The organism is Corynebacterium doosanense CAU 212 = DSM 45436 (genome assembly GCF_000767055.1).
Lineage (GTDB): Bacteria > Actinomycetota > Actinomycetes > Mycobacteriales > Mycobacteriaceae > Corynebacterium > Corynebacterium doosanense.
Map to the genome: position 1 here is coordinate 688,388 of NZ_CP006764.1, position 13,169 is coordinate 701,556.

A 13,169-nucleotide genomic window follows, 5' to 3' on the forward strand; every position below is an offset into this window, starting at 1 on the left:
ACGCGTGTGACTCAGGTGAACTGTGGCCTGCGTTATCGCTGGCAAAACCATGAATTGGCCACTTCCGGGTTGACGATATTTAGTGTCCGCAGGTTTAATCACATGGGTGTAAGCAACTGACCCCGACGAGCGGGTCGGCCGACCGGCGTGAGAGAACGATAGAGAAAGGACACTGCATGGAAGACATGGCCAAAAATGCCATTGTCCGTGGTGGAACCGCCGCGCAGATGTCACTGGACGAATTGTTCGGCGCCGTCGAGCAGGAGTGGCAGGACCAGGCGCTCTGCGCCCAGACCGACCCCGAGGCCTTCTTCCCCGAGAAGGGCGGATCCACCCGCGAGGCCAAGCGCATCTGCCAGGCCTGCGCCGTCCGCGACGAGTGCCTCGAGTACGCGCTCGAGCACGACGAGCGTTTCGGCATCTGGGGCGGCCTGTCCGACCGTGAGCGCCGCCGGCTCAAGCGGCAGATCGGCTAGATCTCGTCTCGTTCAGCGCGCCCGGGGAGTGACCTCCCGGGCGCTTTCTGCTGCTCGGGGCGCTTCTAGGGCTCGAAATCCGGCAGGATGTCCCGCGGGTCAATGTTGAGGTAGCTCGACGCCAACGCCGCGAGCACCCAGGAGAGCAGCTCCTGGCGCTCATCCGTGGTCTTCGCCCGCTCCTCGATGGGCTGGCGGAAGATCACCATGCGCGCCCGGGTCGGGCGACCCTGGGCATCCACTCCCGCGGGCAAGATCCGGCCAAGCGGGACCGGGCCCTCGGCAACGATGTCGTCGGGCAGCACGGTGCTGTCGGCGGAGAGCTGCATCCGGGGGACGGTGTCCACCGCCAGGTCGAGCGCCGCGAGCTGATCGCGGTAGGAGTTGTGGATGGGGGAGTAGGCGTCGAGCACCGCCATGTCGAACTGCTGGGAGCGGGTGCGGTAGCGCGGAATGGCCTCGGGAACGATCGGCCCGCGGATGCCGCGGCCGCGACGGTTGCGGAAGGTTCTGGTGTGCACGCCTGCAAGGTTAGGGCCCCGCGCGCCTCCCGCCGCCGCGACATGCGCCCGCGGTCTGTAAAAATCTCAACCAAGGGTTTAGACTTGGCCACCGTGAACCACTATCGACGCTGTTCCCGCCCCGGCTGTGGCAAACCCGCCGCCGCGACGCTGACGTACGCCTACGCGGAATCCACCGCGGTCATCGGCCCGCTGGCACCCGCCGCCGAGCCGCACAGCTGGGACCTCTGCGAGCGCCACGCGGAGAAGATCACCGCCCCGCTCGGGTGGGAGATGCTGCGTGTGGACAACATCGAGCTCGATGACGATGACGATCTCACGGCCCTGGCCGAGGCCGTGCGCGAGGCCGGCCGGGTCACCTCCGGGCTGGTGGAGTCCCGGGGCGCCGACCCCATCGAGAACCCGGAAAACTACCGCGACGCCGCCGACCCGGACGCCTCGGATCACCCGGTGTTCCGCACCAAACGCATCGCCGCCGACAACGAAACCCGGCGTTCGCACCTGCGCGTGGTGCGTCACGCGGACGATTCGCGGGAGAACAACTGAGGTCGGGTTAGACTCGTCGGCGACAGTATTACCGCCCCGAAAGGTCCCGCCGACGTGCCCCTCCGTTCTGCAGAAGCATTAGCCAAGGTCATCAAGGCCTACGACGTCCGCGGTGTCGTGGGCGAGGACGTCGACGCCGACTTTGTCGCCGACGTGGGTGCCGCCTTCGCCCACCTGCTGCGCGGCGAGGGGGAGACGCAGATCGCCGTGGGCTACGACATGCGCCCCAGTTCCCCCGAACTTGCCCGCGCCTTCGCCGAGGGTGCGACCTCCCAGGGCCTCGACGTGGTCATCCTCGGCCTGACCTCGACTGACGAGCTCTACTTCGCCGCCGGTTCCCGGAACTGCGCGGGTGCGATGTTCACCGCCTCGCACAACCCGGCCAAGTACAATGGCATCAAACTCTGCCGCGCCGGCGCCACCCCGGTCGGCCAGGAGAGCGGCCTCGCCGAGATCACCCGGATGCTTATCGACGGCGTCCCCGCCTTCGATGGCCTACCTGGCACTGCCGGAACGGTCACCGAGGACGACGTACTCGACGCCTACGGCGACTACCTCCGCGATCTCGTCGATCTCTCGGGCATCCGCCCGCTGGTCGTCGCCGTGGACGCCGCCAACGGCATGGGCGGGTTGACCGTCCCCGCCGTGCTCGAGGGCCTGCCGCTGGACATCCGCCCGCTCTACTTCGAGCTCGACGGCACGTTCCCCAACCACGAGGCCAACCCGCTGGACCCGAAGAACCTCGTGGACCTGCAGAAGTTTGTCGTCGAGCAGGGCGCGGACATCGGCCTGGCCTTCGACGGCGACGCGGACCGGTGTTTCGTCGTCGACGAGCGGGGAGAGCCCGTGTCCCCCTCGGCGATCACCGGACTGGTGGCCGAGCGTCATCTCGACGAGCACCCGGGTGCGAGCATCATCCACAACCTCATCACCTCGAAGGCCGTGTCCGAGATCGTCGAGGAGAACGGCGGCACCCCGGTGCGCACCCGGGTCGGCCACTCCTTCATCAAGGCGCAGATGGCCGAGCACGGCGCCGTCTTCGGCGGCGAGCATTCGGCGCACTACTACTTCGCCACCTTCTTCAACGCAGACTCCGGGCTGCTCGCGGCCATGCACGTCCTCGCCGCCCTGGGCTCGCAGGACGGCACGCTCTCCGAACTCATGGTGTCCTACGAGCGCTACGTGGCCTCGGGTGAGATCAACTCCACGGTCGAGGATCAGGCCGCCGCCACGGACGCCGTGCTGGCGGCCTTCACCGACCGCACCGAGTCCGTGGACACCCTCGACGGCGTCACCGTCGAGCTGAAGGGCACCCCGGCCTGGTTCAACCTGCGCGCCTCCAACACCGAGCCGCTGCTGCGCCTCAACGTCGAGGCGCCCAGCGCGGACGAGGTCGGGGAGATCGTCGACGAGGTGCTGGGGATCATCCGCACGTAACCTGGGGGCATGAGCACTCCAGACGACCGGGACTACTTCGACGGGGCAGGATACGACCGCGAAACCGTGCGCTTTTTCGATGTCGCGCACGAGGGCGCGCAGATCCGCGCGGTCGCGGGGGCGTTGCCGGAGCTGATCCGGCTGCGGGGAGCGTCGATACGCAGCGTCATCATCCTCGCCCCGGATCATCTGCCCCGCGTTGCGGCGCAGTTCGCCGTGGCGGAACGCTCGCCGCTGCGGGTCCCCGTCGTGGTCACCGACACCCTGCCCGCCTACGTGGGCGCGCTCGACGTGGTCACGTCGCTGAGCGACCGTGGGAACGATCCCCGCCTCGCCCGCGACCTCATCACCGCCGACCGCCGCGGCGCGGCCACCGTCCTCGCCGGGCCCTCCCGGGGGCCGCTGCTGGAGGACACGCCGGACGACACCGTGGTGATCCCCGCCCTGCCCACGGTCGCCGGCTTTTCCCCGTCCCGCGCGATCGCTACCGTTCTCGCCGTCCTCGATGTGCTTGAGGAGGGGGATGTTCCCATCAGCGACAAACTGGCCGGCCTGGCGGAAAACGTCGACGCCGAGCTGTCCGTGCTCTCCCCGGAGCGCGACGAATCGGTCAACCCCGGGCGACAGTTGCGCTCCTTCGTCGAGGGCGCACGGGTCCTGCACACCGGCGCGCCGGCCAGCGGAGACGGCGACAGGGACGTCGGCGTGCATGTCGCTGAGCTGGCCGCGCACCTGTGGAATGCGGCCGGCCTGACCTCCGGATTCGCCGACCCGGCGGACTTTCCGGCGGCCCTGGGGGACGAGCCGGAGTCCGTCACGGACAGCATCTTCCATGACCCCTTCCTCGACGGGCCGGAAGGTACGGTAGCGTTGAAAACCATCGTCTGGGCCGCCGCAGCCTCGTCGCTCCCCCGATCGCTTCCGGTCCGGGTGGACACCGCGGCGCCCATCCTCGGCCGACTCGATGTCGCGCTCCGGCTCATTGTCCGTGCGCAGGCCACGCCGGCGTACACGGTCGGCTGAGCGAGCCAGGGCCGACCACCCGATCTACCGAAGGAAAATTCACCCACGATGCAGCAGCTCAACGGCGTCATTCGCAACTACCCCTGGGGCTCCCGCACCATGCTTGCCAAGCTCCGGGGGGCCGAGAGTCCGACGGACCGGCCCGAGGCCGAGATGTGGTTCGGGGCGCATCCCGCCGCCCCGGCGACCATCGACGGACGCCCGCTGGATGAGCTCATCGCCGCCGACCCCGAGGCTGCGCTCGGCCCCCGCGTCCGGGCGCGCTTCGGCGACCGGTTGCCCTTCCTGGTGAAGCTGCTCGCCGCCGGCGAACCGCTGAGCCTGCAGGCGCACCCCTCCATCGAGCAGGCGCGGGAGGGATTCGCCCGGGAGAACGCCCTGGGTATCGACCTCAGCGCCTCCGAGCGCAACTATCGCGACGACAACCACAAACCCGAGGTCATCGTCGCGTTGACGGAGTTCAGCGCCCTGTCCGGATTCCGCCCGGTGGATCAGACCCGGGAGTTGTTCGCGGTGCTCGACTGCCCGGCGCTCGACCACTACGGATCCATCCTCGGTTCAGAGTTCGGCGGCGAGGGGGAGAACGGCAACCTCCGCGCGCTTTTCACCACGTGGATCACGATCCCCGCCATCACCCGGGAAGCGCTCATCGAGGCGATCATCGATAGCGCGGTCCACCACGTCGATCGGGGGGACTGGATCTCCGACGCACTCCGCGTGGTCATCGAGCTCAACGAGCGGTACCCGGGAGACGTCGGCGTGCTCGGCGCGCTCCTGCTCAACCACGTCATCCTTGCGCCGGGGGAGTCGATGTACACGCCCGCCGGCCAGCTGCACGCCTACGTCCACGGCCTCGGCGTGGAGATCATGGCCAACTCGGACAATGTCCTGCGTGGCGGCCTGACCTCCAAGTACGTCGACGTGCCCGAGCTCGTGCGCGTGCTGCGCTTCACCGAGACCGCCGACCCCCGGGTCGGGCACGACAGCGCCGGCACCGTGCTCGACCCGGCTGAGGAGTTTCAGGTCCGCACTCACCGGCTGGCGGCGGGGGAGCAGCTGCGTATCGACGAAGATGGCCCCGCCATTGTGCTGTGCACCAGCGGAGCGGTCTCGGGGGTGTCCGCGGGAGGTTCGCTGTGGATCCCGGCCGCGGACCCGGCGGTATCTCTGCAGGCCGGCGACGCGGGCGCCCAGGTGTTTGTGGTGACGGTCTAGCGCCACCAGGGGAAGGTCGGCCAGAAGCCGGAACCCGCCGGCTGGGGAACGTGCAGTTCCTCCTCCGGCGCGGGATTGGCCGGGGCAGGCTCGACGGGTGCCTGCTCCGACGGCACGGGAATCTGCGTGGGCACCGAGGGGGTGCCGGGCAGGGTCGGCAGCTGCGGGGTCGGTGTGGGCGTCTGGGACGGGGTGGCCGGCGACTGCGGGGTGGTCTCCGGGGCGGAGGACCCGGACGGGGAGGGTTCGGTCCCGGAGGAGCTGGGGGCCGGGGACTGCGACGGGGTGAGAACCGTCGGTTCATCCTGGTGCAGGCGCGGCTGTTCGCCGACGTTGCGCGGGCGGTACACCGACGATGGGGCCACGCCACCGGGTGCCTGTGCCACCGCGTTGGGGGCGAGGAACGGATCGTTCTCCGCGGGCGCGACAAACTCACGCGAATCGGAGGAGGCGTCCGTGGCGGGCGCCGGCGAGGGGCTCACCTCGGAAGCGGACTCCCGCACGGTTCCGGAGCTCCGGGTGTCCGTCGCCTCAGTGGCGGGGGCGGACTGCGCCACGGGGGTGGGGGAGGGAGATCCGGCGCGCCAGAATAAGAAGGCGATGAGCACCGCTGCCGAGAGGCCCACGACCACGAAGACGGTAACTCTGCGTGTTTCCGGATTCACTGACTTAAACCGCGTCCCTGTACGTATTGACTAAATGATCACAACTCGGTAACAACATAGCAGAACAATGCGGGGAGGCCCACATAGTTACGGGCGGGCCGTCAAAGTGGGGGCAGTCGAAGTGATACCGAGGATTCAAGGAGAGACAACATGGGCACGTGGGACGCGAGCATCTTTGCGGAAGAGGCCAACGTCGATTTTCTCGACGACCTGGCGGAGCTGGACGATGACGACATTGTGGAGGCCATCCGCGACGCCTGCCTGCTCGTGGTGAAACAGCCCGGCGCCTCCGAGGAGGACCGCCAGAACGGCCTGGCCGCCGCCACCATCGCGGCCATCTGGGCCGGAGCACCCTTCTCCGCCGGCGAGGTCGCCGAGTCCTACCCGTACATCCGTGCGCTGGTGGGCTCGGGCGATGAGGAGCTCAACGCCGCCGCCGCCGAGCTGCTGGAGGGTGTCGACACCGATGCCGACCTCGACCAGTTCACCGAGGCCCTCACCTAGGCACTCGCGCTGACGCTCGCCCGGGAGCCCGCGCGCTAGAGTGGGACGCTGATTGTCAACGTTTCCCCGATTAGGAGTGCACCCGACCATGGCGCAGCAATTCGACTTCAAGGTCGCCGACCTTTCTCTCCACGAATCCGGCCGGCACCAGATCCGCCTCGCCGAGCACGAGATGCCCGGCCTCATGGCCCTGCGCGCCGAATACGCCGATGAGCAGCCGCTGGCCGGGGCACGCATCGCCGGGTCGATCCACATGACCACGCAGACCGCGGTGCTCATCGAGACCCTCACCGCCCTCGGAGCCGAGGTGCGCTGGGCGTCCTGCAACATCTTCTCCACCGAGGATTCCGCGGCGGCCGCCGTGGTCGTCGGCAAGGACGGCACCCCGGAGAACCCGCAGGGTGTCCCCGTCTTCGCCTGGAAGGGCGAGAGCCTGGACGAGTACTGGTGGTGCCTCAACCAGATCTTCACCTGGGGTGACACCACCCCCAACATGATTCTCGACGACGGCGGCGACGCCACCATGGCCGTGATCAAGGGCCGTGAGTTCGAGCAGGCCGGGGCCGTGCCGCCGGCGCAGGAGTCCGACTCCGACGAGGAGGTCGCGTTCTTCAACATGCTCCGTGAGGTCCTGGAGACCGAGAAGAACAAGTGGACCGCCATCGCGGAGTCCGTCCAGGGTGTCACCGAGGAGACCACCACGGGCGTGCACCGCCTCTACCACTTCGCGCAGGAGGGCACGCTGCCCTTCCCAGCGATGAACGTCAACGACGCGGTGACCAAGTCCAAGTTCGACAACCGCTACGGCACCCGCCACTCCGTCATCGACGGTCTCAACCGCGGAACCGACATGCTCATCGGCGGCAAGAAGGCCCTGGTCTGTGGCTACGGCGACGTGGGCAAGGGCGTGGCCGAGGCTCTCGACGGCCAGGGTGCCAACGTGGCCGTCACTGAGGTCGACCCCATCAACGCCCTGCAGGCGAAGATGGACGGCTTTGATGTCGTCACCGTCGAGGACTTCATCGGCCAGGCGGACATCGTTATCACCGCCACCGGCAACAAGGACATCATCTCCTTCGAGCACATGCAGCAGATGAAGGACCACGCCGTGCTGGGCAACATCGGCCACTTCGACAACGAGATCGACATGGCCTCGCTGCTGCACCGCGACGACGTCACCCGGGTGACCATCAAGCCGCAGGTGGACGAGTTCACCCTGCCGAACGGCCGCGCCATCATCGTGCTGTCCGAGGGCCGGCTGCTCAACCTGGGCAACGCCACCGGCCACCCCAGCTTTGTCATGTCCAACTCCTTCGCCGACCAGACGATCGCCCAGATCGAGCTGTTCACCAAACACAACGAGTACGACAACGAGGTCTACCGCCTGCCCAAGCACCTCGACGAGAAAGTCGCCCGCATCCACCTTGAGGCCTTGGGCGGCAAGCTCACCGAGCTGACCAAGGAGCAGGCGGACTACATCGGCGTCGACGTCGCCGGTCCGTTCAAACCCGAGCACTACCGCTACTGATGATCATCGCCGTAGAGGGCATCGACGGCGCCGGCAAAAACACCCTGGTCACGGCGGTGCGAAAAGAGACCGGCGCCGACGTGCTGGCGTTTCCGCGTTACGACGACTCCGTCCACGCCTCCCTCGCAGCAGACGCGCTGCACGGGAAGATGGGTGATCTCACGGACTCCGCCTACGGCATGGCCACTCTGTTCGCGCTCGACCGGGCAGGGGCCGTCGATAAGCTACGTCGATTCCGGGATTCCCGGGACGTGCTGATCCTCGACCGTTATGTCGCCTCCAACGCGGCCTATTCCTGGGCGCGCACGCGAGACGAGGGGATCGTGGACTGGGTGGCGGAGCTGGAGTTCGGGCGCCTGGGGCTGCCCGAGCCGGACCTGCAGGTGCTGCTGTCCACCGACCCGGACGAGGCGGCGGAGCGGGCGCGGCGCCGGGAAGCCGCGGACGCCTCCCGGGCGCGCGACGCCTACGAACGTGACGGCGGGCTCCAGCAGCGCACCTTCGACGCCTACGTGGAGCTAGCCCAGCGCTCCTGGCACTCGCCGTGGGTGATGACTGACGATTCTGCGGAGATCCTGGCTAGAATCAGGACGTTATAGAAAAACAGACTTACTTAGTTAGGGCGTTTGCCATGGCACCGACCATCCTCGTCGTCGATGACGACCCCGCCATCTCGGAGATGCTCACCATCGTCCTCGAGTCCGAGGGCTTCGAGCCCGTCCCGGTCATCGACGGCGGCGAGGCCGTGCAGAAGTTCCGCGACCACCAGCCGGACCTCATCCTGCTGGACCTCATGCTCCCGGGGATGAACGGCGTGGATATCTGCAAGGCGATCCGGCAGGAGTCCTCGGTGCCCATCGTCATGCTCACCGCCAAGACGGACACGGTGGATGTCGTCCTCGGCCTGGAGTCCGGCGCGGACGACTACATCACCAAACCCTTCAAGCCGAAGGAGCTGGTGGCCCGGATCCGCGCGCGCCTGCGCCGCGGCGACGACTCCGGCTCCGCCGAACTCCTGCGCATCGGCGACCTCACCATCGACGTGCCCGCGCACTCCGTCAAGCGCGGCACCGAGGAGATCTCGCTCACCCCGCTGGAATTCGATCTGCTACTGCAGCTGGCCCGCAAGCCCGGTCAGGTGCACACCCGCGAGGAGCTGCTGGAGAACGTGTGGGGTTACCGCCACGCCTCCGACACCCGGCTGGTCAACGTCCACGTCCAGCGCCTGCGCGCCAAGGTGGAGAAGGACCCGGATGAGCCGCAGGTCGTGCTCACCGTCCGTGGCGTGGGGTACAAGACCGGCAAGACGGTCTAGGAATCTGAGCGGGACAGAGAGAAGCGGACAACACCATCATCAACTGGATACGTCGACTCAGGGAGACGGTCTCCGAGGCCTGGCGCACGTCGCTCCAGGTGCGGGTGATCGGCTCCATCTTCGCTGTGTCGGCGATCGTCATGCTGCTGCTGGGGTTCGCCCTGGCCAGCATCTTCTCCCAGCGCCTCGTCGACGCGCGCCTCGACGTCGCGGACAGTGAGATCGACCGCGCCCGCGTGGTCGTGCAGGAACAGATCGACTCCACCGCCACCAACACCTCCCTGGAGAGCCGGCTGAACTCCGCCCGCGCGGCGCTGTCACAGGTCTCCCCCGGTGCCGGCGCGTCCGCGGGTTACGAACCCGTGCTCTACGTGTCCCAGGAGGACGGCTCAGCCGTGACCTCGCCGGACAACTTCCGCATCCCCGAGGGGCTGCAGCGCTACGTCACCGAGGGGCAGGTGTCCTACCAGTTCGCGGAGACGGAGCGGGCCGACGGTTCCCGCTACAACGCGCTGATCATCGGCACCCCCACGGACTCCGACATCCCCGGCCTGCAGCTGTACCTGGTCATGTCCATGGAGTCGGAGGAGCAGACCCTCGCCATCATGCGCGGCCTGCTTGCGCTTGCCGCCGGCGTGGTCATCGTGCTGCTCGTGGCCGTGGTGTGGCTGGCCACCCAGCAGGTGACCGCTCCCGTGCGTTCGGCCTCGCGCATCGCGCAGCGTCTGGCCGCCGGTCACCTGCGCGAGCGCATGGCCGTCAACGGCGAGGACGAGATGGCCCGGCTGGCCTGGAGTTTCAATGACATGGCCGACAAACTCTCCCACCAGATTCATCAGCTGGAGGAGTACGGCGACCTGCAGCGTCAGTTCACCTCGGACGTTTCCCACGAGCTGCGCACCCCGCTGACCACGGTGCGCATGGCGGCCGACCTCATCGACGCCGGTTCCGAGGACTTCGAGCCGCACACCAAGCGCGCCACGGAGCTGATGATGCGTGAGCTCGACCGCTTCGAGATGCTGCTGGCGGACCTGCTGGAGATCTCGCGTCACGACGCCGGTGTCGCCGACCTCGCTGCGGCGCGCATCGACCTCTCCCAGTGCGTACGCGCGGCGTGGGAGCAGACCGAGCGCCTCGCGGCGGAGCTCGACGTCCCCGTTCGTTTCGACATCCGAGACGAGCCCGTGTGTTTCGTCGGCGACCCCCGCCGGGTCGAGCGCATCCTGCGCAACCTGCTGGCCAACGCCATCGACCACTCGGAGTCCAACCCCGTGGAGATCTGCATCAACGACAACGAGGACACCGTGGCCGTCACGGTCACGGACCACGGGGTCGGGCTCAAACCGGGACAGGAGGGGCTGGTGTTCAACCGCTTCTGGCGTGCCGACGCCTCCCGCAAACGCCATTCCGGCGGCACCGGCCTGGGCCTGGCCATCGCGCAGGAGGACGCGGCGCTGCACGGCGGTTTCCTCGACGCCGCGGGCACGCTCGGCGTGGGCTCCCAGTTTCGCCTGGTCCTGCCCCGCGAACCCGGCCTCCCCGTGGATCACCCCGCCCTCGACCTGCAGGAGGCACAGGAATGATCTTCCCCCGACGACTGCTCGCGGCCACCTCGGTCGCGGCGACCATGGTGCTGCTCACCTCGTGTGCCACGCTGCCCACCAACAACGCCCCGCAGGCGCTGCGCACCTTCGACGCCGCGACGGAGATGCCCACCGAGATGGGGCCCGAGCCGGACGCCGAGGCGGATCTGCTGCTCCGGGACTTCTACGTGGCCTCGGCGCACCCGGTGTCCGATTACGCCGCCGCGCGGTCCTATCTCACCGCCGACGCCAACGGGCAGTGGAACCCGGGGAACGGCCCGCTCATCGTCGACCGCCTCAACATCACCGCCACGGCCGGCGGCGACGCCAACGAACGTGCCTTCACCATCCGCGGCCGGCTCGTCGGCCGGCTGTCGGACGGCGGCGCCTACGAGACCGATAATGCGGCCTACGAGGCCACCATCGTCATGACACGTGTCGACGGCCAGTGGCGCGTCTCCTCCCTGCCGGAGGAGATCGTCATCGAGCGCACCGAGCTGCTCAACCACTACGAACCCCACGACCTGTTCTTCTACAACTCCAACGGCCGGACCCTCATCCCGGACCGCCGGTGGGTGTACTCCAGCCGCGACCAGAGCCTCGACACCGTGCTCATCTCCATGCTCATGGAGGGCCCGTCGGAGAAGATCGCCCCGGCCACCGCCACGGCGGACGCCTCCGCGTCCGGGCACGCCTTCTCCGGGTACAACAACGGCGTGTACACGTTCACGGGATTCCAGGACTTCGATGCAGACGAGCGGCTGCGCTTCGGCGCCCAGCTCACCTGGACGCTGTCCTACGCCGGCCTACCCGGCCCGTACCCGGTCGCGCTCGACGATGCCCCGGTGGCGGACGGCTACGAGGAACTGACCACCGAGGACTTCGCCGACCTCAACCCGCGCCTGGCCACCACCAAGGTCGCCCCACTGTACGCGCTCACCGAAGGGCGGGTCCTATCCGTGGTCGCGTCCGAGGCCTCCCCGGTCGAGGGGCAGCTGGGCACCATGGGCGACATCGCCGCGGCGGACATCACCTCCGAGGGTGCCGCCGCCGCGGTGCGCAGGCAGGGCAACGAAATGGCGCTCCTCGTCGGCCGGGTCGACGGGCAGATGCAGGAGATCCTGCGGGCCGACTCCCTCACCCGGCCGAGCTTCGGCCGGCCCAGCAGCGGCATCTGGACGGTCACGGGCGGGGACACCGTCGTGCGGGTGTCCCAGTCCACCGCGTCCGGTGAGTTCGTCGAGTCGGAGGTGGACACCAGCCAGCTCTCCGAGGAGAACCGGCACATGTCGGAGCTCCAGGTGTCGCCCTCCGGAGCGCGGGTGGCCATGCTCAGCGAGGGCCGGCTCTTCGTCGGGATCGTCGCCACACAGAGCAACGACGTGCCGGCCATCGTCAACGTCGAGGAATACGCCGTCGAGCTCGACGGATCCTCGCTCGCGGTGGAGTGGAACCCGGACGGCTCGCTGGTCGTCGGCACCGCAAACCCCGACACCCCCGTCTGGCGTGTCGAGCTGGACGGATCGGTGGTCACCCCGCTGCCCGCCAGCAACATCGTCGCTCCCGTCGTCGCCGTGGCGGCCAGCCCGTCGACGGTCTACGCCACCGACGGCATGGCCATGCGGCAGCTGTCCGCGGACGGCATCTCCACGGGATCGTCCTGGCGCGACATCCCCGGCCTGCGGGGCGTGCGCTCCGCCCCGATCGTGGCCAACTAGGTGGAACTCCTCCTGCCCCGGGCATGCGCCGGGTGCGCCGTGGCGGGAACCGTGCTATGCCCGCGGTGTCGGGAGGTGCTCGCTGCGGTTCCGCGGAGGGTGGACACGGTCGTCGATACGCATGTCCCCGTCTTCGCGCTCGGGCCCTACGCCGAGGCGCACCGCGGGGTGATCCTCGCGGCCAAGGAACGGGGGAACCTGGCGGTGCGCCGGCTGGTGGGAGCCGTCATCGGCGCCGGGGTGCGGCACCTGCAGGCGGCGGGGGAGCTGACCCACGACGTGGTGCTCGTCCCCGCGCCCACCCGCCAGCGGTCCGCGCGGCTGCGCGGGGGAGACCCGGTGTCGGCCTTCTGCCACTCTTCCGGGTTGCCCGCGGTGGACCTGCTGCGCCTCGACCCCGCCACCGCTGATCAGACCGGGCTCGGGGCGTCCGGCAGGCGGGCAAACATGGCCGGCCGGGTCCGGCTGCACCGCGCGGCTCCGGGCTCCCCGGTGGTGCTGGTGGACGACGTGGTCACCACCGGGGCGACGCTGGCGGCGTCGGTGGAGCGGCTCCTCATCGCCGGGGCGACGGTGCAGGCCGCGCTGGTGGTCGCCGCAGCTTGAGCGTTAACAGTGACCCGCATCATGGTTACCGG

14 protein-coding genes are annotated in these 13,169 nt (G+C 68.7%); 12 read left to right on the top strand and 2 right to left on the bottom strand.

What is annotated here, in order from left to right; genetic code table 11:
• The first annotated feature begins 227 nt into the window (after window positions 1-227).
• Window positions 228-476, top strand: coding sequence for a WhiB family transcriptional regulator (locus tag CDOO_RS03475; RefSeq protein ID WP_173405502.1), 249 nt, complete (start codon window positions 228-230; stop codon window positions 474-476).
• A 65-nt stretch (window positions 477-541) separates the two neighbouring features.
• Here the strand turns inward: CDOO_RS03475 and CDOO_RS03480 are convergent, their stop codons facing one another.
• The gene (locus CDOO_RS03480; RefSeq protein ID WP_018021138.1) at window positions 542-997 is read right to left on the bottom strand and encodes a metallopeptidase family protein; all 456 of its coding nucleotides are present in this window, start codon (window positions 995-997) and stop codon (window positions 542-544) included.
• A 93-nt stretch (window positions 998-1,090) separates the two neighbouring features.
• Between CDOO_RS03480 and CDOO_RS03485 the strand changes: the two genes are divergently transcribed.
• From CDOO_RS03485 to manA, 4 genes are read left to right on the top strand one after another with little or no spacing between them, the layout of a single operon-like run.
• Complete coding sequence (locus CDOO_RS03485; RefSeq protein WP_026159246.1) at window positions 1,091-1,543, top strand: DUF3499 domain-containing protein; 453 nt, start codon at window positions 1,091-1,093, stop codon at window positions 1,541-1,543.
• Window positions 1,544-1,597: 54 nt separating this feature from the next.
• A complete protein-coding gene (locus CDOO_RS03490; protein WP_018021136.1) occupies window positions 1,598-2,980 on the top strand; it encodes a phosphomannomutase/phosphoglucomutase in 1,383 nt (460 codons plus the stop codon).
• Between the two features lie 9 nt (window positions 2,981-2,989).
• On the top strand, window positions 2,990-4,003 hold the full coding sequence (locus CDOO_RS03495; RefSeq protein ID WP_018021135.1) for a hypothetical protein: 1,014 nt from the start codon (window positions 2,990-2,992) through the stop codon (window positions 4,001-4,003).
• Between the two features lie 48 nt (window positions 4,004-4,051).
• Complete coding sequence (manA, locus tag CDOO_RS03500; protein WP_018021134.1) at window positions 4,052-5,218, top strand: mannose-6-phosphate isomerase, class I; 1,167 nt, start codon at window positions 4,052-4,054, stop codon at window positions 5,216-5,218.
• Here the strand turns inward: manA and CDOO_RS03505 are convergent.
• Window positions 5,215-5,883 carry a hypothetical protein gene (locus CDOO_RS03505; RefSeq protein WP_155861280.1) on the bottom strand — a complete coding sequence of 223 codons (669 nt, stop codon included), beginning with the start codon at window positions 5,881-5,883 and terminating at the stop codon, window positions 5,215-5,217. The two genes, manA and CDOO_RS03505, sit on opposite strands and share 4 nt — an antisense overlap.
• A gap of 150 nt (window positions 5,884-6,033) precedes the next feature.
• Between CDOO_RS03505 and CDOO_RS03510 the strand changes: the two genes are divergently transcribed.
• The 7 genes from CDOO_RS03510 to CDOO_RS03540 all read left to right on the top strand — a co-directional run bounded on the left by CDOO_RS03510 (window position 6,034) and on the right by CDOO_RS03540 (window position 13,137).
• Window positions 6,034-6,387: a DUF4259 domain-containing protein gene (locus CDOO_RS03510; protein ID WP_018021132.1), complete on the top strand. Its 354-nt coding sequence runs from the start codon at window positions 6,034-6,036 to the stop codon at window positions 6,385-6,387.
• Between the two features lie 88 nt (window positions 6,388-6,475).
• Window positions 6,476-7,915, top strand: a complete 1,440-nt coding sequence (gene ahcY / locus CDOO_RS03515; RefSeq protein ID WP_018021131.1) for an adenosylhomocysteinase — start codon at window positions 6,476-6,478, stop codon at window positions 7,913-7,915.
• On the top strand, window positions 7,915-8,514 hold the full coding sequence (locus CDOO_RS03520; protein WP_018021130.1) for a dTMP kinase: 600 nt from the start codon (window positions 7,915-7,917) through the stop codon (window positions 8,512-8,514). The genes ahcY and CDOO_RS03520 overlap by 1 nt, the downstream gene beginning before the upstream one ends.
• Before the next feature lie 32 nt (window positions 8,515-8,546).
• On the top strand, window positions 8,547-9,230 hold the full coding sequence (mtrA, locus tag CDOO_RS03525; protein ID WP_018021129.1) for an MtrAB system response regulator MtrA: 684 nt from the start codon (window positions 8,547-8,549) through the stop codon (window positions 9,228-9,230).
• A gap of 104 nt (window positions 9,231-9,334) precedes the next feature.
• Window positions 9,335-10,813 (top strand): MtrAB system histidine kinase MtrB, encoded by a 1,479-nt coding sequence (gene mtrB / locus CDOO_RS03530; RefSeq protein ID WP_020384549.1) that lies wholly within the window; start codon window positions 9,335-9,337, stop codon window positions 10,811-10,813.
• The gene (locus CDOO_RS03535) at window positions 10,810-12,531 is read left to right on the top strand and encodes an LpqB family beta-propeller domain-containing protein (protein ID WP_018021127.1); all 1,722 of its coding nucleotides are present in this window, start codon (window positions 10,810-10,812) and stop codon (window positions 12,529-12,531) included. Before mtrB ends, CDOO_RS03535 begins: the two co-directional genes overlap by 4 nt.
• 75 nt (window positions 12,532-12,606) lie before the next feature.
• Entirely contained in the window at window positions 12,607-13,137 is a 531-nt protein-coding gene (locus tag CDOO_RS03540) for a ComF family protein (RefSeq protein WP_245616240.1), read from the top strand.
• The last annotated feature ends 32 nt before the right edge of the window (window positions 13,138-13,169 follow it).